The 22,871-nt window shown below is 39.4% G+C and carries 21 protein-coding genes and 2 tRNA genes; 13 read left to right on the top strand and 10 right to left on the bottom strand.

The features are described from left to right. Nucleotides 1–91: 91 nt before the first annotated feature. The 6 genes from lolA to L2735_RS01780 all read left to right on the top strand — a co-directional run bounded on the left by lolA (nucleotide 92) and on the right by L2735_RS01780 (nucleotide 6,146). A complete protein-coding gene (gene lolA / locus L2735_RS01755; protein ID WP_248983070.1) occupies nucleotides 92–730 on the top strand; it encodes an outer membrane lipoprotein periplasmic chaperone LolA in 639 nt (212 codons plus the stop codon). A gap of 6 nt (nucleotides 731–736) precedes the next feature. Beyond that, nucleotides 737–2,068: a replication-associated recombination protein A gene (locus L2735_RS01760; protein WP_248983071.1), complete on the top strand. Its 1,332-nt coding sequence runs from the start codon at nucleotides 737–739 to the stop codon at nucleotides 2,066–2,068. Beyond that, a complete protein-coding gene (gene crcB / locus L2735_RS01765; RefSeq protein WP_428848281.1) occupies nucleotides 2,061–2,447 on the top strand; it encodes a fluoride efflux transporter CrcB in 387 nt (128 codons plus the stop codon). The genes L2735_RS01760 and crcB overlap by 8 nt, the downstream gene beginning before the upstream one ends. A gap of 18 nt (nucleotides 2,448–2,465) precedes the next feature. Beyond that, a complete protein-coding gene (gene serS / locus L2735_RS01770; protein ID WP_248983072.1) occupies nucleotides 2,466–3,752 on the top strand; it encodes a serine--tRNA ligase in 1,287 nt (428 codons plus the stop codon). A 179-nt stretch (nucleotides 3,753–3,931) separates the two neighbouring features. Further along, on the top strand, nucleotides 3,932–4,636 hold the full coding sequence (locus L2735_RS01775; protein WP_248983073.1) for a hypothetical protein: 705 nt from the start codon (nucleotides 3,932–3,934) through the stop codon (nucleotides 4,634–4,636). A 376-nt stretch (nucleotides 4,637–5,012) separates the two neighbouring features. Further along, on the top strand, nucleotides 5,013–6,146 hold the full coding sequence (locus L2735_RS01780; RefSeq protein ID WP_428848282.1) for a DcaP family trimeric outer membrane transporter: 1,134 nt from the start codon (nucleotides 5,013–5,015) through the stop codon (nucleotides 6,144–6,146). A 175-nt stretch (nucleotides 6,147–6,321) separates the two neighbouring features. Here L2735_RS01780 and L2735_RS01785 read toward each other — a convergent pair whose 3' ends face one another. From L2735_RS01785 to punR, 6 genes are all read right to left on the bottom strand, one after another. Then, entirely contained in the window at nucleotides 6,322–6,660 is a 339-nt protein-coding gene (locus L2735_RS01785; protein WP_248983074.1) for a TusE/DsrC/DsvC family sulfur relay protein, read from the bottom strand. After that, nucleotides 6,654–6,944, bottom strand: a complete 291-nt coding sequence (gene tusB / locus L2735_RS01790; protein ID WP_248983075.1) for a sulfurtransferase complex subunit TusB — start codon at nucleotides 6,942–6,944, stop codon at nucleotides 6,654–6,656. Before tusB ends, L2735_RS01785 begins: the two co-directional genes overlap by 7 nt. A 1-nt stretch (nucleotide 6,945) precedes the next feature. Continuing rightward, nucleotides 6,946–7,302, bottom strand: coding sequence for a sulfurtransferase complex subunit TusC (gene tusC / locus L2735_RS01795; RefSeq protein ID WP_248983076.1), 357 nt, complete (start codon nucleotides 7,300–7,302; stop codon nucleotides 6,946–6,948). Between the two features lie 24 nt (nucleotides 7,303–7,326). Next, nucleotides 7,327–7,716, bottom strand: a complete 390-nt coding sequence (gene tusD / locus L2735_RS01800) for a sulfurtransferase complex subunit TusD (RefSeq protein WP_248983077.1) — start codon at nucleotides 7,714–7,716, stop codon at nucleotides 7,327–7,329. A gap of 97 nt (nucleotides 7,717–7,813) precedes the next feature. Further along, nucleotides 7,814–8,476, bottom strand: a complete 663-nt coding sequence (locus L2735_RS01805) for a Bax inhibitor-1 family protein (RefSeq protein ID WP_153913230.1) — start codon at nucleotides 8,474–8,476, stop codon at nucleotides 7,814–7,816. A 320-nt stretch (nucleotides 8,477–8,796) separates the two neighbouring features. Further along, nucleotides 8,797–9,699: a DNA-binding transcriptional activator PunR gene (gene punR / locus L2735_RS01810; RefSeq protein WP_248983078.1), complete on the bottom strand. Its 903-nt coding sequence runs from the start codon at nucleotides 9,697–9,699 to the stop codon at nucleotides 8,797–8,799. A gap of 127 nt (nucleotides 9,700–9,826) precedes the next feature. On the opposite strand from punR, the gene punC reads away from it, so the two are divergent. Both punC and L2735_RS01820 read left to right on the top strand, forming a co-directional pair. Beyond that, nucleotides 9,827–11,104, top strand: coding sequence for a purine nucleoside transporter PunC (gene punC / locus L2735_RS01815; RefSeq protein ID WP_248983079.1), 1,278 nt, complete (start codon nucleotides 9,827–9,829; stop codon nucleotides 11,102–11,104). Nucleotides 11,105–11,185: 81 nt separating this feature from the next. Then, nucleotides 11,186–11,276, top strand: a tRNA-Ser gene (locus L2735_RS01820). Between the two features lie 698 nt (nucleotides 11,277–11,974). Here L2735_RS01820 and L2735_RS01825 read toward each other — a convergent pair. Both L2735_RS01825 and L2735_RS01830 read right to left on the bottom strand, forming a co-directional pair. Then, a complete protein-coding gene (locus L2735_RS01825; protein WP_248983080.1) occupies nucleotides 11,975–12,775 on the bottom strand; it encodes a hypothetical protein in 801 nt (266 codons plus the stop codon). 968 nt (nucleotides 12,776–13,743) lie between these two features. After that, nucleotides 13,744–14,364, bottom strand: a complete 621-nt coding sequence (locus L2735_RS01830) for a hypothetical protein (protein ID WP_248983081.1) — start codon at nucleotides 14,362–14,364, stop codon at nucleotides 13,744–13,746. Nucleotides 14,365–14,940: 576 nt separating this feature from the next. Here L2735_RS01830 and L2735_RS01835 point away from each other — a divergent pair. From L2735_RS01835 to L2735_RS01845, 3 genes are all read left to right on the top strand, one after another. After that, a complete protein-coding gene (locus tag L2735_RS01835) occupies nucleotides 14,941–16,551 on the top strand; it encodes a BCCT family transporter (RefSeq protein ID WP_248983082.1) in 1,611 nt (536 codons plus the stop codon). A 300-nt stretch (nucleotides 16,552–16,851) separates the two neighbouring features. Beyond that, complete coding sequence (locus L2735_RS01840; protein ID WP_248983083.1) at nucleotides 16,852–17,253, top strand: MerC domain-containing protein; 402 nt, start codon at nucleotides 16,852–16,854, stop codon at nucleotides 17,251–17,253. Between the two features lie 280 nt (nucleotides 17,254–17,533). After that, nucleotides 17,534–17,624: transfer RNA gene (locus L2735_RS01845), tRNA-Ser, on the top strand. Nucleotides 17,625–17,844: 220 nt separating this feature from the next. Here the strand turns inward: L2735_RS01845 and L2735_RS01850 are convergent. Beyond that, nucleotides 17,845–18,093 carry a hypothetical protein gene (locus L2735_RS01850; protein WP_248983084.1) on the bottom strand — a complete coding sequence of 83 codons (249 nt, stop codon included), beginning with the start codon at nucleotides 18,091–18,093 and terminating at the stop codon, nucleotides 17,845–17,847. A 399-nt stretch (nucleotides 18,094–18,492) separates the two neighbouring features. Between L2735_RS01850 and L2735_RS01855 the strand changes: the two genes are divergently transcribed. Continuing rightward, complete coding sequence (locus tag L2735_RS01855; protein WP_248983085.1) at nucleotides 18,493–18,807, top strand: hypothetical protein; 315 nt, start codon at nucleotides 18,493–18,495, stop codon at nucleotides 18,805–18,807. A 77-nt stretch (nucleotides 18,808–18,884) separates the two neighbouring features. On the opposite strand, the gene L2735_RS01860 is transcribed toward L2735_RS01855, so the two are convergent. After that, nucleotides 18,885–20,918, bottom strand: coding sequence for a S9 family peptidase (locus L2735_RS01860; RefSeq protein ID WP_248983240.1), 2,034 nt, complete (start codon nucleotides 20,916–20,918; stop codon nucleotides 18,885–18,887). A 641-nt stretch (nucleotides 20,919–21,559) separates the two neighbouring features. Between L2735_RS01860 and L2735_RS01865 the strand changes: the two genes are divergently transcribed. Then, the gene (locus L2735_RS01865; RefSeq protein WP_428848283.1) at nucleotides 21,560–22,822 is read left to right on the top strand and encodes a metal-dependent hydrolase family protein; all 1,263 of its coding nucleotides are present in this window, start codon (nucleotides 21,560–21,562) and stop codon (nucleotides 22,820–22,822) included. Nucleotides 22,823–22,871: the final 49 nt, after the last annotated feature.

Below are 22,871 nucleotides of genomic sequence, written 5' to 3' on the forward strand. Positions count from 1 at the left end.
GGTATCTTATAGTTTTTAGATACAAATATTAGATACAGTTATTTGATGCACTTACTGGGTACGCTAACTGAATTAAGTAGTAGGTATAAAAATGAAAAAATGTATTGGTTTATTATCAATGTTAGCCGTGTTGCTAGCAGCTCCAGCTCAAGCAGATGACTCGAGTGTTCTGCGTGAAAAACTCGAGTCGCTTGATTCGTTAAAAGCTGACTTTAGCCAAACGGTTACTGATATCAATAATAAAGTGATTCAATCTGGTGAAGGTGTTTTTGCACTTGCTTATCCAAACAAGTTTTATTGGCATCTCACTCAGCCTGACGAATCACTGATTGTTGCTGATGGTAAAGATTTATGGATTTTCAATCCGTTCGCAGAAGAAGTCACTGTGATGGATTTTGCTGATGCGGTTGAGGCATCACCAATTGCATTACTTGTACATCGTGATGAAGCAACGTGGGCGCAGTACCATGTTAGCCAAGTAAAACCTGAGTCGGGTAAAGCATGTTACTTAATTAAGCCTAAGTCACTTGAAAGCAGTGTTGTTACCGTGAACGTTTGTTTTGATACGACTCAATTGACTGATTTTAACTTACTCGATGAGCAAGGTAACCACAGCCAGTTTGTGTTAACTAATCAAACAAGTGTGGCAGAAGATGAGCAAAGCTTGTTTGATTTTGTCGTTCCGGCCAATGTTGATATTGATGATCAACGTAGCAACGCTGCCCAGTAGGTCACTGTGTCTAATTTAGGTTTTGATTTTGCCCCTGACTTTCGTCCTTTAGCCGCTAGAATGCGACCGAGGGAGATAAATGAATACGTCGGGCAAAGTCATTTACTGGGTGAGGGTCAACCTTTAAGACAAGCATTAGAAGCTAACAGAGCTCATTCGATGCTGCTTTGGGGCCCACCAGGTACCGGTAAAACCACATTAGCCGAATTAGTTGCTCACTATGCGAACGCCCATGTCGAGCGTATATCAGCGGTAACGTCGGGCGTGAAAGAGATTCGTGCAGCCATTGAACAAGCTAAAGCCGTGGCTCAAAGTCGAGGCCAACGTACCTTGCTGTTTGTTGACGAAGTCCATCGTTTTAATAAAAGCCAACAAGATGCCTTTTTGCCATTTATCGAAGATGGTACGGTGATTTTTGTTGGTGCCACCACTGAAAACCCGTCGTTTGAACTCAATAACGCCTTATTGTCACGAGCAAGGGTATATCTCATCAATCGCCTAGACGGTGATGATATTGCTCAAATTATCAATCAAGCTTTAACAGACACTGAACGTGGTTTTGGTAAACGCAATTTCACTATGCCAAATGATGTTATGCAGCAATTAGCTGCCACCTCAGATGGCGACGCACGTAAGGCACTTAATTTATTAGAGTTAATGAGTGACTTAGTCAGTGATAATGATAGTTTTACCCAAGAAATGCTCACTCAGGTCGCCGGCCATCAAATGGCGGCTTACGATAAAAATGGCGATCAATTTTACGATTTGATATCCGCAGTGCATAAATCGGTGCGTGGTTCATCACCTGATGCAGCACTGTATTGGTATTGCCGAATTTTAGAAGGCGGCGGCGATCCTTTATATGTAGCAAGAAGACTGCTTGCAATTGCTTCAGAAGACATCGGTAATGCTGACCCTACAGCTATGAATATCGCGCTCAACGCTTGGGATTGTTTTCATCGCGTTGGCCCTGCAGAAGGCGAACGTGCCATTGCACAAGCCATTGTGTATTTGGCTAGTGCACCAAAAAGTAATGCTGTTTATACCGCTTTTAAAGCCGCACGCGCATTAGCAAGGGAAACGGGCCACGAGTCGGTGCCTGATCATCTTCGTAATGCGCCAACACAGTTAATGAAAAACATGGGACTTGGCGCTGAATACCGCTATGCTCATGATGAACCCGGCGCTTATGCCCCTGGCGAAAATTACTTTCCAGAGACACTGCAGCAAAGTCAGTTTTATTATCCTACCGAGCGCGGTTTTGAAAAGCGCATTAAGGATAAGCTGATTCATTTAGCTGAACTTGACAGAACAAGTGAGGTAAAACGCTATGATTAGCTTGACCAATATCATGTTTGTGGCACTTGGTGGCTCAATTGGTGCAGTTTTTCGCTATGTTATTTCAATTTTAATGCTTCAGCTATTTGGAAGCAGTTTCCCTTTTGGTACACTGTTGGTCAATATATTGGGATCTTTCTTGATGGGCATTGTTTATGCCATCGGTCTCGAAACAAGTCACCTTAGTCCTGAAATTAAAGCCATGGTTGGTGTTGGGCTGTTAGGAGCGTTAACGACCTTTTCGACTTTTTCCAATGAAACATTATTGCTGATGCAAGAAGGACTCTTTGTAAAAGCAATTCTCAACGTGTTGTTGAATGTCATCCTATGTATTTTCATGGTGTATGTCGGCCAGCAGCTAGTATTTTCTCGCATTTAACTATTAAGAATATAAAACATGTTAGATCCAAAATTTTTGCGTAACGAACTTGAAGTCACAGCTGAGCTTTTAGCTAAACGTGGTTTTATCCTTGATGTTAGCCGTCTTACAGCTTTAGAAGAAAAACGTAAGTCGCTACAAGTGGAAACAGAAGAATTACAAGCATCCCGTAATGCTATCTCTAAATCCATCGGTCAAGCTAAGTCTCGTGGTGAAGATGTCAGTGAAATCATGGCTAAAGTAGGGGACTTAGGTTCTCAACTGGATGCGAAAAAAACTGAACTAGCTGAGTTATTAGCTGAGTTAAATGGTATCGCTATGAGCATGCCTAACTTACCTGATGAAGCTGTTCCTAGTGGTGCTGATGAAAATGACAACGTTGAAGTTCGCACTTGGGGCGAGCCAACAAAATTTGATTTTGAAGTTAAAGATCATTTAGATCTTGGTGAAGGCCTAGACGGATTAGACTTCAAAAGCGCCGTGAAAATTACCGGTTCACGTTTCATCGTGATGAAAGGCCAAGTTGCACGTTTAACCCGTGCTGTGGGTCAATACATGTTAGATCTTCACACAGAAGAGCACGGTTACACTGAAATGTACGTACCTGTGTTAGTGAATGAAGAAAGCTTATTAGGTACAGGTCAATTGCCAAAGTTTGGTGAAGATTTATTCCACACCAAGCCTGCGACTGAAGAAGGTCAAGGTTTAAGCTTAATTCCAACAGCAGAAGTGCCATTAACCAACATGGTTCGTGACACAATTGTTGAAGAAGCTAATCTGCCACTTAAAATGACGGCATTAACCTCTTGTTTCCGTAGTGAAGCGGGTTCATACGGTCGTGATACACGTGGTCTAATTCGTCAGCATCAGTTCGATAAAGTAGAACTTGTTCAAATTGTTAAGCCAGAAGATTCAATGGCGGCACTTGAAGAATTGACTGGTCATGCTGAAAAAGTACTACAAGGCTTAGGTCTTCCATACCGTACAATGATGTTATGTACGGGTGATATGGGCTTCGGCGCTTCAAAAACATATGATTTAGAAGTGTGGTTACCAGCGCAAAACACCTACCGTGAAATCTCTTCTTGTTCTAACATGAAAGATTTCCAAGCTCGTCGTATGCAAGCTCGCTACCGTGGTGTTAATGATAAAAAGCCAACGCTTTTACATACACTAAATGGTTCTGGTTTAGCTGTCGGTCGTACAGTAGTCGCTATTTTAGAAAACTACCAAAATGCTGATGGTTCAATCACGGTTCCCGAAGTGCTACGTCCTTATATGCGTGGCCTAGAAAAGATCGGTTAAACCTTATCCACTGTATATGTTAGGCAAAAAAACCAAACATTAAGTTTGGTTTTTTTATGCCTGCAATTAACTGATATAATCACTTTTACTAGCTATATGATGCTCATGTTACAAGCTAAAAGTACTCATGTTAAAAACTAAAAGTCTGTCAATTTACCTAAGTTCAAAGCCACAATAAGATGTTAGAAATAGAATATTCAATCAATGAATTAACCACATTAATGTATGTTGAAAGCATGCATGACTTTTGCTTTATAGATCAGCAATGGATTAAAGCTTCAAAGCTTAATGTTGGCGATGAGATTCTTGCCCGTAGTGGGGCTGTAGCAGTCATTGTTACAATTAATGCTGTAGATACTCGTCATCCTGATCCGCAGCTTGTGAGTAAACTACGTGATGTGAAACTTAGCCATAACCATCATTTCTTTGTGACCAAAAAGCCAAGTTCGGCTTTAGATGTAAATTGCGAACAAGCACCGACTGATCCACTTGAGCTTATTCCTTATGAACTTGCCAATAAACCCTCTTACTTTCCTAATGGAGAACCAACAGGCCATCACAGTGGGCCATGGGTCGCTGCAAAATATATAGATGATTCAGGTTTTGAAACTGTAGGCTGGGGTAGAGCTGATGATTCTCAGTGTGCTGAAGATGCTGCGGTATTCAATTTAAAGTCAAAAATTGCCAAGACAGCGTTACTGAACAGGCAAAATGTGACCATTTCACATGCTTATATACGAAAATATTCAAAACGTGGCCGATTAATCAATACCATGAGCCCATGCTCACATTGTCGTGAAAATTATGGCAAGGCGCTTAATGATAAAAGGATAGGTGAAAGCAACTTGATCAAGTCAGGTCGCGAATATTTGCCAGATAACTAATTGAGTCAAGTTAAATAGGAGGACTATCTTCTAAGTCAAAGGCCAATGATTAACTCAAAGACTAATTATTCACCCAAAAACTGACTAAATCATTTAAGCTATAAAGATGCCGTTCACAATTTGGACTTAGCGCCAAAACTTCTTGTTTATCACTAAAACTCATAATATCTAACACGTATTTAACTTTTTAAAGGCAAGTGTGTCATTTGTTTTAAACCACCTTGTAACTCTCGTTTTGGAATCAATTCTAAAACTATGATTTTGTTATTCAAATAACAAGGGTGATGTAATGAAAAATTCTCTAGTTTCTGCAAATAAAAAAACAATCAACAATCCTTTCTCACTGAACAAAAAGCAATTGAGTGTAATCGGGGTCATGGTTACTAGTGCACTTAGCGCAACCAGTGTTAATGCTTCAGTTCTTGATGACACTGATATGCAATTCGGCGGATATATTAAAGTCGATACTATGTTTAGCAATTATAGTAATGGTGCGCCTGATTCAGGGCATATTTCTAGACAGTTTTATGTGCCAGGCACCATTTACGGTGTCGATGGTAATAGTGAGCAAGTTGTTGACTTTCAAGCAAGGGAATCTCGTTTTAACTTTAAAACAATGACAGATATGGATGGCCATAAGCTTACAGGTTTCATTGAACTTGATTTTATGACCCATGCTGATGGTAATGAGCGAGTTTCAAACAGTTATTCACCTCGTATTCGTCATGCTTTCATTAGCTATGACAACTGGACATTCGGTCAAACTTGGACAACATTCCAAAATCCTTCAGCTTTACCTGAGAATTTAGACTTTGTTGGCGCAGCAGAAGGGACTCCTTTTGTTCGTCAAGCTCAAATTCGTTATACAAATGGTGGTTTTCAGTTTTCAATAGAAAACCCTGAAACGACCTTAAACAAAAATCAGAGCTCTTCTCGAATAGTCAGTGGCAGTGGCATGGTGCCAGATTTTGTAGCACGCTATAACATGAAAACGGAAGGCGGTGCTAAGTTGTCCGTGGCAGCTTTAGCAAGACAATTGAACGTTGACTCGACATATGACGATATAAAGTTCGACTCTACTGCACTAGGTTATGGTGTCAGTTTTAGCGGTATTTTACCTGTTGGTAAAGATGATATTAAATTCAGTGCAACCTATGGCGAAGGGCTTGGACGTTACATGGCGCTTAATTATGTCAATGCGGGCGTGCTTGATAGCGACGGGGATATTGAAGCAATAAGCTCATTTGGTGGTTATATCGCTTATCGCCATTGGTGGAATGATAAGTGGCGTAGCAGTATTACAGCATCAGCTTTCAGTGCAGATAACGATGTGGATTTAACAGGAGAGAATGCTAACAAAGACTCTTATTCAGGCTATGTGAACTTACTTTATTCACCTATTAAGCCTTTAACATTTGGCGTTGAATATATGTATGCTAAAAACAGTAAAGAAAGTGATGTAGAAGGAGAACTTAATCGAGTCATGTTCTCTGCTAAATACGTTCTATAAATTGCGCTATAGCACTTACAAATGCTGTTAGTTTTATAGTATTTCATCAATAAAAAGGAGACTGTATGTCTCCTTTTTTGATTTTATGCTTCTAGGTATTCTGGCATCTAGATATTCTGGTTTCTAACTCTTATGGTTTCTAGTTCTTCTGGTTTCTAGATTCGTAGGTGCCAATTTAGATACATTTTGCTGGTTTAGGCAGTCCAGCAATCTTAGTCGCTTGTTTGGCAGGGCCTACAGGAAATAGAGTATAAAGGTATTTTGAATTGCCTTTATCTGCCCCTAAAGACTGGCCAATAGCTTTAACAAGCACTCGGATCGCAGGGCTTGTTTTATATTCTAAATAAAAATCACGAACGAAGTTGATAACTTCCCAATGCTGGTCTGTCAGCACAATATCTTCGGTTTGCGCGAGCACTGGCGCCATATCGGCTTGCCAGTCAGTGTAATTTTTTAAATAGCCTTTAGCGTCAATTTCTATCTGCTGGCCATTAAAGTCAAATGAATCTACCAAGTGATCACCTTAGTGTGTTGCAGTGTAGCCAGAACGAACTGGTCATAATCTATGATTGAAATATTGGTAGACTGAGGTAAGCGATGACTTAAGCCCCTAGCTTCAATATCTTCAATCAGTACGTACAGTTTATAATTTGATAAACGTTGCTGCCATTGTTTATCGAGTAAACAATTGAGCGCATCGTCTGTGAGTAAGATACTGTCTGAGTCGTCAATGTAGCGTAAACAGCAGTTGAGGGCGTTATCGACTGTGGCAGAGGTTTGAACTTGATGTAAAATCATATTAGTAAACCACCACTTCATTGGCGTCTTGAATTAATTGCTGAATTTGCGTAGCAGATGCCAATTCGGCTTCGAAATTAAACTCACTGGATGCTATACCGAACCGTTTAGCTGAATCGTGGCATACAAGCACTGTTTCAATGTCGTATAAGCTCAACGCTTTAAACGTTGATAGGTAGTCTTTGCTGCCAACTAACTCAGGTTGTTGACCTGCTAATAAATGCAGCACAGCTTCATCAGTAAATACCACACTGACTTCCTGCTCAAAGCTTGCGCTTAACATAGCAAAATCTAAGCCTTCGCGACTTGAAGTATTGCCAGTTGGACTGTGTCTGAATATGACGCAGATTTTTTTCATCGTATTAAACCTTTTTGCGTCATCTTAAAAACAAATAAGCCTATCAGACTCTTCAATACCAGTGACAAGTTCACCTAAACCACCCATAACAAAATGGTTACTGGCGTTAGCTGACGTTTTGTTATTTTCTTGAGCATCTTGCTCTGATAATACACCACGTCTCAATGCTGCCGAGACGCAGTTTACTAGCTTAAGATTATGCTCTTTAGCAAGCCTTTCCCAAGCACGGTGTAAGTCATGTTCATCTGAGGCTGGGCAAATAAGCGCACTGCTATTTGTTACACCGTCTTGATAAAAGAAAATACTACTGACTTGATGACCCAGTGATAATACGCTTTCAGTAAAGCGAAGGGCTCTAAAACTCGCGGTTGAGCCATAGACTGTGCCATTAACTTGGATAATAAATTTATTCATAACAATAAAAAATGGCTCCTGTAAGGGAGCCATTTTAGCGTAGTTAACTGATTAATCACAAGGTCATCGACCGAGGAAAAAAGCAGGCACTCGCAGATTAGTCATCGTTACCCATGCCTAACAAGTGAAGTAGGGCCATGAATAAGTTAATGAAGTTTAAGAATAATGAAATCGTAGCGCGAATGTAGTTAGTTTCGCCACCGTTTACGATACGGCTTGTATCATAAAGGATTAAACCAACCATGATCATTGCTACAGCAGCTTGAAGCGCCATAAACATTGCACCGCTATTAACGAAGAACATGTTAATAAGTGAAAGGCCGATAACAACTAACAAGCCAGCGAATAAGAAGCCACCCATGAAGTTGAAATCTTTCTTAGTCGTAATAGCATATGCTGAAAGCGAAATGAAGATAACCGAAGTTAAACCAAAGGCTTGCATAATTAACTCAGGACCATTAGCCATTCCCACATAATGGTTAAGAATGTAGCCTAATGATGCACCTTGCATACCGGTGAAGGCAAAAATCCAAGCTAAACCTGAAGCGTTATCTGCTTTTTTCAACGTCACCATCATCACTACGATACTACCAAGTGATAGACCGATAGACATGAAAGGACCGATATTCATTGCCATTGCAACACCTGCCATTACAGCAGCAAATGCTAAAGTCATCGACAATAACATGTATGTGTTTTTAATGAGTTTATTGGTTTCCATCGTCGTGGCTTGTTGGCCAGACAAAGTTTGTTGATTCATAACAGTCTCCAAGACGTTAAAAGGGTTGTTCCTTAATGAAAAAGCTCTGGAACAAATTGATAAATTACTATTTACTTAAGCTGATGATACCTCAGCTTTACTACAGCTTAAAGTTATCTTCATAAACGAATTGATTTAGCTTCAAAAATTGTTGGTTTTTGTCGGCAAATCAACCCGCTTTATTATTTTTATTAATATTAAGGTCTATTGTTAAAAAACTAGCTTAACTGAACATTAATTATTGAATTCACTCAGGGCTGTTAAATTCCGTTGAGTATTGACCATAAAACTAATATGGGGGTAATTCCTGCTAATTCAAGTTAAGCCAACCACTCTCTATGTAACTTCTCAGTGTCACCTAAGTAGTCTAAAACCCACTCAAGGGCAGGAGACATCTTTTCTTGGTTCCATGCTAAACAACACGGACTGGCATTTTTGGGGTTCTCTAATGTTTTTGAGATAAGCGAGCCTGACTGTATAAAAGGTTTAGCGAGGTTAAGTGGCATGTAGCCAATACCTGAACCGTCTCTGAAGCAATTAATTGCTCTGATCCAATCGGGCACCACTAAGCGGCGTTGGTTGTCTAACAGCCAAGTTGTGCGCTTAGGGATCTCTCGCGATGTATCTTCAAGACAAATAGACGGGTACTGGCGCATTTCGTCATCAGTAAGAGGACGGTCGATATGTGCTAATGGATGGTTTTTACTTACTAAGAATGCCCATTCAATATCGCGCATGTCTTTATATTGAAATACGCCACCAACAGGAATGGCTGTTGTTGCGCCAATAGCAATGTCACTTCTTCCTGTGGCTAATGCTTCCCAAACGCCATTAAACACTTCAATGCGGATAATTAACTCAACATCACTGAAGTGGCGATAAAAGTCTGCAATTAACACACTGATTCGATCTGCACGCACAATATTATCCAATGCTATCGATAAAGTGGGTTGCCAGCCGTTAGCGACACGTTGCGTACTGCGTTTTAAGTCATTCATTTCTGCAAGCAGTTCACGGGCGTGCTGCACAAAATGTTTACCAGGTTCAGTTAAACTTACACTACGATGATGCCTTTCAAACAAAATGACACCAAGTTCATCTTCTATTTGTTTTACGGCATAGCTAACGGCTGATGGAACTTTGTGCAATTGATTGGCTGCAGCGGTGAAACTACCAACACGAGCGACTATATCAATCATTTCCAATGCTTGTTCTGAAAGCATAGAGGGCTATCCTTTGCTGTGAAAATTTATGAATGCAGTCATCAAAAGTAAACGTTTCACAATACTTTTGCAAGTGATTAGACTGCACGCTGATTTCTAACAGTCCCAATTTGGAATACATTTTCACATGAACAATGCACCATCAAAGTCTTCTGAGAGCAGCTCAGCTAAATTACAGTACTTTATTTTATTAGGCTATCTTGCTTTACTCAGCATGCTGGGCTTTATTGCTACAGATATGTATTTACCTGCGTTTCAAAATATTGCTGATTCATTTTCAACAAGCTTGAGTAATGTAGCATTTTCTTTAACGACCTTTTTAGCGGGTCTTGCATTAGGTCAATTGTTATATGGACCTTTAGTTGAAAAAGTCGGTAAGCAAAAAGCATTGATTATCGGGCTTGCTTTGTTTGCAGCAGCGAGTGGTGCCATCGTCGCCAGTGAATCGATTGTGATGTTAAATATCGCACGCTTTTTTCAAGCTTTAGGTGCATGTAGTGCAGGCGTTATTTGGCAAGCTATTGTTGTTGAGAAGTATGATGCTGAAAAAGCACAGAAAATATTCTCCAACATTATGCCATTAGTAGCATTATCACCAGCGGTAGCACCGTTAGTTGGTGCTTCTATAGTAAGTAATTTTGGTTGGCGCGCAGTATTCGTTACCTTAGTAATGGTGGCGTTACTGTTAATCGTGTTAACCAAGTGGTTAGTTGGCGGCGAAAGTAAACAAGCTGAAGCGCAAGAGAGCATCAGCTATAAAAGCATTTTAAAGAACACCCGTTACTTAGGTAATGTGGTTATTTTTGGTGCCTGTTCTGCTGCGTTCTTTAGTTACCTGACTGTTTGGCCGAGTGTAATGATTAAATATGGCTATGAAGCACAGGCGATAGGCTTAAGCTTTATTCCACAAACAATTATGTTCATCGTGGGTGGCTACATGAGCAAAGTGCTCGTCAAAAATTGTGGCGGCACTAAAGCACTTAACTACGTATTAGGCTTATTCTTTGTTTGTGTTGCAGCAATTGCATTAGTAACGTTAATCATTCCAGCTGAAACTATCTTCCCACTGCTGATTGTTTTCTCTGTATTAGCGGCCGCTAACGGTGCGATCTATCCAATTGTTGTGAATAACGCACTACAACAGTTTAGCAAAAATGCGACCAAGGCAGCTGGCCTACAGAACTTTATTCAAATCGGCATGGCATTTGGAGCATCAAGTATTGTGGCGATGTTGGCACAGTATGCTGAAATGACCATTGGTTTAGGTATTGTATTGAGCTCGATTGGTGTCTTTATCGGTTACCGTTTATCAAAGCATGATAGCTGGGACTCAGTTAAGCAGTGTTTTGTAAAGCCAGATCCTGCTCGAATTGCTGTCCAGGCTGACAAAAATACAGCAGATTGATGCTAAGTCAGGCAATCGATTAGTTTTATTAGTTTTATTGCTTTACATGAAACGTCGAGGGCATTATTATTCTCGGCGTTCGGAGAGATGGCAGAGTGGTCGAATGCACCGGTCTTGAAAACCGGCATGGGTTTGTAGCCCATCTAGGGTTCAAATCCCTATCTCTCCGCCATATTAAGAGAAGCCCGCTAAGTTATTAGCGGGCTTTTTGCTTTTTGGAACTTGAGATAGTTCGACTCTAAAGTTAAAAGGTTTGTAGCGCGTCAATGTAGGGTTAAAATCCCTATCTCTCCGCCATATTTAGAAAAGCCCGTTACTGCAAAGTAACGGTTTTTTTGCTTTCTGAAGTATGAGATATTTGGGAAGTTGTTTAAAAGGTTTGTAGCGTCTGAATGTAGGTCTCAAATCCCTATCTCTCCGTCATATTAAGAAAAGCCCGCTAATATTTAGCGGGCTTTTTGCTTTCAGGAACCGGTAAGTATTGAAGCGTATGTCGTTGCAAAGTTGATTGGGCATACACATAACAGTAAATGCTTTTAAGGTGGAGTGGTAGTGAGAAGCAAAAGTAGTGTTTTGAAGATGTGCAGGGGTGTCTTGCAAATCTTGGAAGGCGGATAATAATGCGTTGTTTCGGATCCAATTAGAGCATGATGTTCGGATATCAAAAATGGTGAATGTAAAATGTGTCATGTAGTTAACCAGTTAAGCTTGCATCTCACTTTTTATATCCCCAAAAATGAGCACGCAAGCTACTGTTAAGGGGGAACTCCCTTAAGGCCATTAAGCATCCTCCACCAGAATGTGGTAATTAAAGAGCAACCGGGGTGATTTTGAATAAGAACCTAGTAAGCAAAGCTATAGGACGACCAGTTAATCAGATTTAGGCGCTTTAACTCGATATAACTTAAATGAACCCATGAAATTATCGGAGTAAATAACACCTTCTAATGCATTGGGGACTATTTGTTCCATGACTATTTTCGTCGTAGATTCTGAAGATATAGTTTCGATTGTGGTTAGTTTGCCTAATGTTTCAATATCACCAGGTGCAAAATCAAGGCTAAAATTGAATTGTGTGCCATTGATATATCGTACGAGTTGAGATGATGAATTAGGATCAATGTCGAAGCTAATTAATGATGAGCTATCAGTATTAGTCATGACACCAGTCCAAAACCCATTTATTTCTTTATCATCGTATGAAGAAATTGATTGTAAACGTTGCTTGTTTTTAGCTATAAATTGCCTTGGAGTTGATCGACCTGATTGTTTTTGAAGTTCATATTTTCTGCTAAAAATATGTTTCTGGTCTTTATCAGTAACTATCTCAATGACGTTATAACGTTCCTTGGTTAATGGAGTGATGATAAGGTGGGTAAATTCATTTCTAATTGGTTTTGGCATAGTAATAGTACATTCAGAGTTATTACAGCTGATATCACTATTGTCAAAACCGTTAAGTTGATAACTTTGGAAACCACCATGAATGCCCAAAGTGTAAGCTCTATGCTTCCCATTTGGGTTAATTTGAAGTAACTCGTAAGAAAAGGTATCAATACCAATACCCTCCCAAAATCCTACTTTTAAAGCGAGTGGTGCTGCCTCTTCGGAACGAATTGTTGCAGTAAAAGTTAAACAGATTACCCCTAAAGCAATTAACGCTTTTTTCATCATAATTCCTTTTAATTTAGCTTGTTATATACTATTGCATTCATTTGCTCTTTTCAATTATGGGAGTTTTTTGATTCTAAAACTAGTGAAGTTAAAATTAACAACAGTATTATTTTCTATGAATGCGCTTTTGGAATATTTTAAACAATATGACGGTTATCGCTTAGTGTAAAAGATGAGGGGCACTTAGAGGTAAAGTGAAGTCCCCTTCGTGCCTTTAGCTCCGCCACCTGAATGTGGTCTAAAGTCGTTGTAATTCAGCTTAAATAGTACACACGATTTTGATTCAAAACTTGTAAGCTATTTTAGCAAGTTATAGTCGTGGTGCTGTGCCCATTTGTTATAAAGAGCAGAGCAAGAAGGTTGAAAATGCTCACCCCTCTTGCATCTGCCCAGCAGCCCCGGCGAAATTTTCTGGAAAGCGAAAAATTTCCAACGGGGGATTATCCAGCTTTGAAATTCGTTTGTAGACCGAATAGATCCCTGATCTTTTTAGTTCTTTAAGTTTTTAACAATACAGTCAAATCGAAGAGATAATAATCCCAGTGTAGATACAGCAGCGAGCTTTTGACCGCCAAGGACGGTGGGAATGTCACCATTTTTCTGGAACAAATATGACCAAAACATGGATGTTTTAGCAGAGCTTACAGGGATGCTTACTTTTAAATCAAGAGCCAGCGTCTCGCAGTTGTATCTGCACATAAGGCCGCTCTTTCACATCCATGTGATCGCGGCATTCCGTTCATCCTGAACATTCCTGCGGCAGGCAATGGATTAGATTGAAGTGATGGTTTTCGATAATTAAGCAGAGATAAATGAATTATAAAGTTGCTGTTCATAACTCTTTCATGCCACTAAGTTAGTTACAAACTAGTGCTAATGACATAATTTTACCTAATGATAGACTCCGAGTTATTGCAGTAATTTACAAAACCGTGGCCAATATCTGTTATCCACTACAAACTCCTTTATTCCTTTTTAGATGTATTCTTTAAGAGCTCTAAAATATGTTCAGAAAAATCTAATATACCTTTCTCGATTAAAGTTTGAATCTCGAATTCATGCTGCTGATACTCGAAATATTGCACTAGTTCTTCTAACTGTTTTCTTGTATAGCATTTTGCGCAATTTAATCGCAATAATTCTGTCACGGATAGGTTTGAGATGTAATCAATTGTGCGGTCGTGTTCATTCTCCATATCAAAAAGATAACGAATTTTCATGGTCTTTTGCTCAAGAGAACTCTTGGCCAAATGTATATTGTAATTTCTGAGTAGATTAAGCATATGAAATAAGGCATTGCTACTTTTATAATGGCTATATAGATTCTTAGGGATGTGCGGCATAGTAACGTTTAGTATATCTACTAGCCCTGTAAACTCAGCTAGGGATGCCCTTAAATAAGCGGATTTTCTTGCTTCTTCGCTAATTTGAGGAGTATCTGAATTGCTACAAGCCATAGTTGCCATATAAAGTGCGGCACAAAACCTATCAAAGATTATAGGAAATTCTTCCATCTCTTTATCTATATAGGGCTTTAATAAATAACCATGTTCAATGTGTGTGCTGGTCTCAAAATTAAAAGCCAAAGTAACTCCTTTCAATCGTGAAGCTCGGGTTATTTTCTACGAATTATTGATTGTGTCACTAATCTAACCTTACTAGAATAGCTAACTTTACCAGTCAATTAGAAGCAGACCACAGCAATTTCCGTAATGGTTCTGAATTAAGCCTTACTTATCGTAATGTGAGTTAAAGGATTTTGAGAATTAGCTCTAACTGATTAATGTCCAAAAATGAGATTTACCATTCAGCACCTCTCAACTTGCTAATTACACTCGAAATCCAACATTTAACTTTAATCAAATTTGATTAAGTAATTATCTTTATGACTCAACCCATTGTGCTTGTTGTTAGTTTTAAGCGTAAGTTGCAATTATTTAAGGTTATGACTCTATATGTTGTTTTTTTTAAGTCAAATGGACTACATCAAAATTGCGATGGTATTTTATGTTAGAATCACACACTTGGGATTTGCTTGTAGCCTTGATTTCCTTATTTAGGAGGCATCACAGTCGGAATAGTGATGCAGGTAGCTAATCAAACATTAAGCAAAATGGAGTGGTCTTTATATTCGTTAATCGAATATACGAACATCATAATTTATGAGTTTTAAATCAGACAAATACAGTATTGAATCTACAGATTATCAAATTGGACAAGATAACGTTAATAAATTGGGTATGGATGTCCACAACACCGTTTTTACCGCCTCAGTCGGCCTATCTCTTTTATTCATCGTTACCTTATTACTACTTTCACCAGCTGACGCTAAAGCTGCCATTGACTCAGTAAAAGGATCCGTGCTTTCAAATTTTGACTTCCTATTCATGTGGGGAGCTAATTTAATGCTGCTTTTCGCTGTTGTTATTGCGTTTTCACCTTTGGGTAAAATTCGCTTAGGTGGCGATAAAGCAGAGGCTGATTATTCCATGATGTCCTGGATAGCGATGCTATTTGCTGCGGGAATGGGGATTGGGTTAATTTTTTGGGGCGTTGCAGAACCTACCGCATTTTTCACCAATTGGTTTGGGACTCCATTAAGTGTTGACCCTTATACTGCAGAAGGCCGTGAAGTGTCATTAGGGGCAACCGTTTTTCACTGGGGATTTCACGCTTGGGCAATTTATGGGATGACTGCGCTTTGCCTCGCTTATTTTGTTTATAACAAAGGGCTGCCTTTATCCATGCGTTCGGTTTTTTATCCAATATTTGGTGATAAAGTCTGGGGCAAAACAGGTGATGTGATTGATGTTTTAACTGTGTTGGTTACCTTGTTTGGCTTAGCTACTTCACTCGGTTTAGGTGGAACGCAGGCTGCCAGTGGCATTAGCCATGTGTTTGGGTTTGAAAATAATATCTTCCTCCAGCAGGGTATTATCCTGCTCATTATGGGGTTAGCTACTTTCTCTGTACTGCGCGGCATGAATGGAGGGGTGAAGCTATTAAGTAACCTAAACATGATTATCGCCTTTATATTTATCGGATTCATTGCAGCGCTTAATTTCACCACAGTACTTGATTCACTCGCTACAGCAGTGACGGGCTATGTGAAAAATATCATTCCTTTAAGTCAGTCATCTGGTCGTGAGGATACGACATGGTTGCATGGTTGGACTGTTTTTTACTGGGCTTGGTGGGTCGCGTATGCACCATTTTTCGGCATGTTTGTCGCGCGCATTTCAAAAGGCAGAACGATTCGTGAGTTTTTGTTATGTGTATTGCTCATACCGACAGCTGTAACTACAGCCTGGATGTCAACTTTTGGTGGTGTGGCTATTCAACAGGTCATTGATAAAGTAGGGCAGCTTGGTATCGATCAAGGTATTACAGACGTATCGCTAAGTTTGTTTTACATGTTAGAGGCCTATCCGCTGGGTAACATTTTATCACTCATTGCGATCGCACTCATTATTGTTTTCTTTGTGACGACTTTAGATTCTGGTTCTATCGTGATTGACGGTATGACTGCGGGCGGTAAATTAGAAGTCCCTGAGCGCCAGAAGGTAGTGTGGGTTGTGATCTCTGGAGCTATTGCAATGGTAATGTTATGGATTGGCGGAACGCAGTCAATTCAAGCTTTACAATCAATTACGATTATTGCCGCGCTGCCTTTTACCATTATTTTGCTTTTAGGTTGTTTAAGTTTAATTAGAGGTTTGCTCACTGAAGTTGAACAAAAAAGTAGATTGGATAAAGCCGATAAAGTTATCTAGTTCAGTAATGAGACTTAGTCTAAAGATAAAAACGATGTTGTGATTTACGTTTTAAAAAGTTAACGCCTTCTCACTACTATTTTATGAAAGCCTGTTACTCAATGTAATGGGCTTTTTTGTACTTAAATTTTGAGCTACAAATTTCAATTTATAAAAATATAGAAAAGCTTAGGTTGAATTATTCTAACTATGTTGAGTGAAGGCAAATAATATAAATGATACATAGTAGCATTTTGTTTGGTAATCATGTCTAATATTAACCTGAACTGAAATAACCCAATTGTGTTTTTAAGGAAGAAAATGAACCACGCCACTCAGTCTGTGTTAGACAAATTCGCCATAGCCATTTCAGCTTTGTGTGCAATACATTGTGTTGCAACTCCAATTTTACTCGCTTTGTTACCATCATTATCGGCGTTGCCTTTATCCGATCATCTTTATCATCAAGTGATGGTTTGGATTGTTTTACCAACGAGTTCTGTCGCCGTTTTATTAGGTTGTAAACGTCATAAAGACACAAAAGTATTGTTGTTAGCAGTGACAGGACTCATTGCATTAGCGGCATCAGCCCTTTATGGCCATGATTTATTAGGTGAGGTAGGGGAAAAAGTGGCAACTATATTTGGTGCCGTCATTGTTGCTCTTGCACACATTAGAAATTTCAAATTATGTAGAAAGCAAGAATGTTGTAATGCAGGCTAACTAATCTTTTATAAGTTTGTTTCAACTTCACGATTTATTGAGAGTCACTTTCTATTTAAGGAAGTGACTTTTTTTATAAGCCAAAGTTTTGTACAAGTTGGATTCGGTGTTTACGGCCAATTTGGGCTTCAATTTGAATAAAGCTTTATTGACTGACTGAGTTTAATTTATCCAATGATGATAAAAAACGATCAGAGTGATGCTAACTTAAACAAACAGCGATTAATTTCGAAATTATCCTTTACAGTACAAGCTCATCCCCTTATTATTCTCGGCGTTCGGAGAGATGGCAGAGTGGTCGAATGCACCGGTCTTGAAAACCGGCATGGGTTTGTAGCCCATCTAGGGTTCAAATCCCTATCTCTCCGCCATATTAAGAGAAGCTCGCTAAGTTATTAGCGGGCTTTTTGCTTTGTGGAATTTGAGATAGTTCGACCCTACAGTTAAAAGGTTTGTAGCGCATTAATGTAGGGTTCAAATTTCAATCTATCTGCCATATTTATCGAAAGAGCCCGTTATTTTACAAAGGGCATTATGATTTTTAAGAGTTAGTTATTGTGATTATTCAATTAATAACCCGACATAGAGTTACTAGCGATATTTTTTGATCACTACGACTTGTGATTTCCTTACTGGTTTTACAACAACGACCTTTTTAGGTGCGACGTGATGATGGACTATTGTAGATGATACTTTTGCTGAATGAGCTTTTACTGCAGGGGAATGGGTTACTGTGGTGCAACCACTCATCAAAACCGTTACGATGATCGTTAATAACAATGGGAATTTAGTTTTAATTTGACCTATAACTTGCTCATATATGTCAGTTAAGTACAACATAGGTTAACTCCTGTTTAATCGATTTCTTACTAAAAGAACTGATAGAACTGATAAATAAATCAGTGAGTCATTAATAATTGACTCACGACAAAAGCAGCGAACGAACAGATAAAAATAAAGATATTAATAAAATGTTGGCGAATCTGTTTTAGTGCAATAGTGAACATGTAATCCCTGACAATTTGATTTAAATAATATAGATAATAACGCTTTTTACATGAGGAGAAGATGAAGAGGTTCTGCTTAAATTCTTTGTATTAATGTGATAAAGCTGAGTTAGAACAAGTGGTTTACTTCAATATAGAAGAATGCATCATCAAGGACATAGCTGCTAACTTACGTTTAAATCAGTATCATCATTAAGCACAAATAAAATCGAGATATACAGAAAGGATTCTTATGACATTCACAGGCCAAGCCACCAAATTCTTAACCTTATGCTTAATAGTTACCTCACTTATCTCTTGTTCTATTAGTACAACGCCACCAATCGTAGTTCATCCTGAGTATGGTGAAATGGCAGCAGATAATGAAATATTCGTACAGCAGGCAAGTGACTGTGCACTGATGGCATCTCAAGGTAAGGCTGCAATGTTGGATAGTCAATCAACAAAAGCTGAAGCTGGTATCGCGTTTACTAATCTGTTTTTATTTTTTAATCAGCATGCGGACTGTATCGCAGTAAAGGGTTGGGCAATTAAGGAAGACAGCTAAAAACTAAATATCGCAAATAAGAAAAAACCAGAGTCATGACTCTGGCTTTGTTATTTATAAAATTAAATGCTCACAGCTTACTGAGGCTGTTGATATTGCTCAAACCACCATAGAATATGGGCAACTTTAGACATTAAGTTACTTGGTCTTTTATAAATACCATGAGGTGCATCTGGTATTCTCACCATCGCAGTATCGATGTTACGCAGTTTAAGTGCTTGGTAATACTGCTCTGTTTCAGCAATCGGTGTTCGTTGATCTGCTTCACCTGTTAATAGCATAGTTGGTGTGGTGACATTGCCGACATAACTAATTGGCGACAGTTTCATGTAATGGGCTGTATCTTCCCATGGCATTTTTTTAAACCAATTTTTAATCACAAACGGATAAATATCAGTGGTTAAAGCAAAGCTATACCAATTAATGACTGGCTTGGCGACAACTGCTGCTTTAAATCTGTTGGTATGGCCGATAATCCATGCTGTTAATACACCACCACCTGAGCCACCAGTGACGAACAAAGCATCTTCATTAATTGCATCTTGAGCGATCACGCCATCAACAACTGACATTAAGTCATCATAATCTTGGCTTGGATAGTTATTATGAATTGTTTGGGCAAACTCTTTACCATAACTGTCACTCCCTCGAGGGTTGGCATACACCACCACATAGCCACTTGCCGCCATTAGCTGAATTTCGGCAGAGAAGTGAGGGCCATAGTTAGTTACTGGGCCGCCATGGATCTCTAAAATTAGAGGGAATGTTTTACCGGCTTTTTTGTCGGCTTGGTAATTAGGTGGGTATGCAACCCAAGCTTGAATATTTCTATCATCATAAGATGACTTCACATTAATTTCTTTAATATCAGCTAATGTCTTGTAATCAAGCGCATCACTGTTTAAATCAGTTAACTGATTGGTTTTCCCTTTTCGAGTAATAGCAATATCTGCTGGTCGTTGCGGGTTTGAGTAAGTGAAAGCAATAGTGCCATTTTCTGCGACATCAAATTCGCTGCCTGTGTATGGGCGGCCAAATGCAAGTCCACCTAGATTTTCAGCGACGATTTTGCGCTTGCCACTTAACGGCTGGTAAGCCACATAAGTTTCACCTTTATCGTGATAACTCATATACACAGCTTTGCTGTTATCAGCCCATTGGATGCTATTAATTGAACGGTCTAAATCGGTTGTTATCGCACGTTTATTCTTGCCGTCGATATCCATGACATAGAGTAGGGTGTTCTCATAGTTCATGTGGTGTTGATCGTAACCTAAATATGCAATGTATTTGCCGTTGGGTGATACATGCGGTGCATTATCAGGGCCTAGTCGATCGGTTAATTGTGTCACTTGTTGAGATTGGAGGTTAACACTAAAAATATTACTGTCTGTCCATTCAAGCTCTTTATCTTCACGGGTATTGGTTGCGTAAATCAATTGCTTACCGTCTTTAGACCAACTGATATTGCCGCGATGATCAAATTCGCCTTGGGTGATTTGTCTTGCTGAGCCGCCATTGGCTGACATAACAAAGATATGGCTGTTACCTGGTTTGGTAAAACCTGCGCCATCAAAACGATAATACATGTCATCAATGTAGACAGCAGGTTTAGCCCACTCAGCATTTTGAGGTTTACCTGGCAGTGACACGACCGATTTAGGTTTGCTCGGTACAAAGCGAGTAAAAGCGATTTGTGTGCCATCAGGTGACCAAGTAAGGTTACTCGGACTGTGGCTAAAATGACTCATTTGACCTGCATCACCGGTTTCTAACCATTTAATGTGAATTTGTGGTGAGCCACTGGCTGTTGAAATATAAGCGAGCTTCGAGTTATCGGGAGACAATGTCGGTGAAAAGTCCAAATGCAAACCGTTAGTTACTGGCGTTAAACGCTTCTTACTATCGACTTTCCAAATATTCCCAAGCTTTTTATCGTTATGAATGTCCATGTAATTACGGACAAAATAGACCTCGTCGCCATCATTGTTAATTTCAAGATTGGAGGCATATTCCAATGTGAAGATATCTTCAAGTTGTAATGTATTGGTAGGTGGGACAGTCGTTGTGGTGTTGGCTAATGCTGATGATGTGCCAATGGCTGCGGCCATTGGCGTCATCATTAACACCAGATATATGCCTTTGTTCATAAGTATTCCTTGACTATTAATGAAAGCGAATGAGGTTCGATGGACTTTTATAACCCTTTTTTATATTAATTAGAGGGTTAATTTTGTAAGCATAAATTACCACAAGACCCGAAAATGGTAAAATTATGTGAACTAATATTTACATACGTGTTGGGTGAGTTATATTAAGTGTCTATTGAGATAGGCCTTAAATGCCTATCCTTGATAATGTTTTAAATAATATAAACTAAAAAACTAGGGTCTGTTGATCTTTTCTGGTTAAATTTTGTTCGAGATAAAAGTGTTTTAATTGAGGCGGATGGATTGATGCCTAGTCATCTAAGCACCTTTTATTCACAAAGATTCATCCAACAAAGAGTAAAACACTTTTAGTCGAACCCTTTGGGCAACGTTTGTTGGCGATTTTTACTGCGTTATCGACTTTTTATGCAGAATAACTACACCACAAAGTCTCTGCCTTGTATAAATGGCCAACAATTCGCTGCAAAAACAACCTTGAAAGCTCAACAGGCCCTAATAATAAAGCCTTTGTTGCTGCTGGTATATTTCTTATGAAAACAATAAAAAAACTACAATTTACAAAAAAATTAACGCTAGCTTCAATGATGGTCAGCGCTTTGTTGTCTCACTCTGTGTTTGCTGAAACCAAAGTGATTCATGCCGGTGAACTACTCACTATACCTGGCAAGTCGCCACTGACTAAGCAAACTGTTGTTATTAAAGACGGTGAAATTATTGCGGTTAAAAAAGGATTTGTCGCGGCGAATAAGATTGCTAAAGATGCCAAGCTGATTGATTTGTCAGACAGCTTTGTTATGCCAGGTTTAATGGATATGCACGTCCATCTGCAAATGGAACTGGGGCCAGATAACACCAAAGACACAGTGAAACTCTCAGATGCTGATGTGGCGATGAAAAGCGTTCATTATGCCAAAACGACCTTGATGTCAGGTTTTACGACAGTAAGGGATTTATTAAGTGAACCCGAGCAAATGTATGCATTACGTGATGGCGTCGAGAAAGGCTGGATAGATGGCCCACGTATCATTGCGGCTGCTGGCATTTCGATTACAGGCGGGCACTTAGATGCTGACGGCATGGCGCCTGATTTGTTAGCGATGAAGTCGCCAAAAACGTTATGTGATGGACCTTACGAGTGCCGTAAAATGACCCGACAAGCCATCAAATATGGCGCTGATGCTATTAAAGTGGCATCAACTGGTGGCGTGTTATCTGATACCGATACGGGTACTGGCCAACAAATGACGAATTTAGAGTTAAAAGAGATTGTTGAAACAGCGCATGGTTTAGGCCGAAAAGTTGCTAGTCATGCACATGCTACAGCCGGGATTAACGCCGCACTTCGCGCAGGTGTCGATAGCGTTGAACATGGCAGCTACGCTGATGACGAAACCATTAAATTGTTTAAGCAAACTGGGGCTTATTTAGTGCCTACATTATTAGCTGGCGCGACGGTTGTGGATATGGCCGAAACCTCTGGTTTTATGTCTGAACCCGTAAAGGCTAAGGCGATAAAAGTCGGTCCTGACATGTTGGCAAACTTTGAAAAGTCTTACAAAGCAGGCGTTAAAATAGCATTTGGTACAGACAGTGGTGTGTCTAAACATGGTATTAATGCCCAAGAAGCGGTTTTAATGCATCAAGCCGGAATGACAAACAGCGATATCTTAAAGTCGGCAACTGTTAATGCTGCTGATCTCATCGATATGTCTGAAAAGTTAGGTACCATTGAAGTGGGTAAATATGCCGATATTATTGCCACAGATGGCAGTCCACTTAAGAATATCGAAGAGTTATTAGATGTAGATTTTGTTATGAAAGGCGGAAAAATTTACAAGCAGTAATCAATGTAAAAAGTAACAAAAGAAAGGAGCCTTGGCTCCTTTTTTATTT

Source organism: Shewanella olleyana, assembly GCF_023283825.1.
Classification (GTDB): Bacteria; Pseudomonadota; Gammaproteobacteria; order Enterobacterales; family Shewanellaceae; genus Shewanella; species Shewanella olleyana.

Bases quoted from the DNA above. Each gene is read 5' to 3' on its own strand.
- L2735_RS01825 (WP_248983080.1), bottom strand. From the start codon at position 12,775: ATGAAAAAAGCGTTAATTGCTTTAGGGGTAATCTGTTTAACTTTTACT.
- crcB (WP_428848281.1), top strand. From the start codon at position 2,061: ATGATTAGCTTGACCAATATCATGTTTGTGGCACTTGGTGGCTCAATT.
- lolA (WP_248983070.1), top strand. From the start codon at position 92: ATGAAAAAATGTATTGGTTTATTATCAATGTTAGCCGTGTTGCTAGCA.
- serS (WP_248983072.1), top strand. From the start codon at position 2,466: ATGTTAGATCCAAAATTTTTGCGTAACGAACTTGAAGTCACAGCTGAG.
- L2735_RS01855 (WP_248983085.1), top strand. From the start codon at position 18,493: ATGACATTCACAGGCCAAGCCACCAAATTCTTAACCTTATGCTTAATA.
- L2735_RS01850 (WP_248983084.1), bottom strand. From the start codon at position 18,093: ATGTTGTACTTAACTGACATATATGAGCAAGTTATAGGTCAAATTAAA.
- L2735_RS01835 (WP_248983082.1), top strand. From the start codon at position 14,941: ATGAGTTTTAAATCAGACAAATACAGTATTGAATCTACAGATTATCAA.
- tusB (WP_248983075.1), bottom strand. From the start codon at position 6,944: ATGATTTTACATCAAGTTCAAACCTCTGCCACAGTCGATAACGCCCTC.
- tusC (WP_248983076.1), bottom strand. From the start codon at position 7,302: ATGAAAAAAATCTGCGTCATATTCAGACACAGTCCAACTGGCAATACT.
- L2735_RS01865 (WP_428848283.1), top strand. From the start codon at position 21,560: ATGATGGTCAGCGCTTTGTTGTCTCACTCTGTGTTTGCTGAAACCAAA.
- tusD (WP_248983077.1), bottom strand. From the start codon at position 7,716: ATGAATAAATTTATTATCCAAGTTAATGGCACAGTCTATGGCTCAACC.
- punR (WP_248983078.1), bottom strand. From the start codon at position 9,699: ATGCTTTCAGAACAAGCATTGGAAATGATTGATATAGTCGCTCGTGTT.
- L2735_RS01840 (WP_248983083.1), top strand. From the start codon at position 16,852: ATGAACCACGCCACTCAGTCTGTGTTAGACAAATTCGCCATAGCCATT.
- punC (WP_248983079.1), top strand. From the start codon at position 9,827: ATGAACAATGCACCATCAAAGTCTTCTGAGAGCAGCTCAGCTAAATTA.
- L2735_RS01775 (WP_248983073.1), top strand. From the start codon at position 3,932: ATGTTAGAAATAGAATATTCAATCAATGAATTAACCACATTAATGTAT.
- L2735_RS01780 (WP_428848282.1), top strand. From the start codon at position 5,013: ATGGTTACTAGTGCACTTAGCGCAACCAGTGTTAATGCTTCAGTTCTT.
- L2735_RS01805 (WP_153913230.1), bottom strand. From the start codon at position 8,476: ATGAATCAACAAACTTTGTCTGGCCAACAAGCCACGACGATGGAAACC.
- L2735_RS01860 (WP_248983240.1), bottom strand. From the start codon at position 20,918: ATGGCCGCAGCCATTGGCACATCATCAGCATTAGCCAACACCACAACG.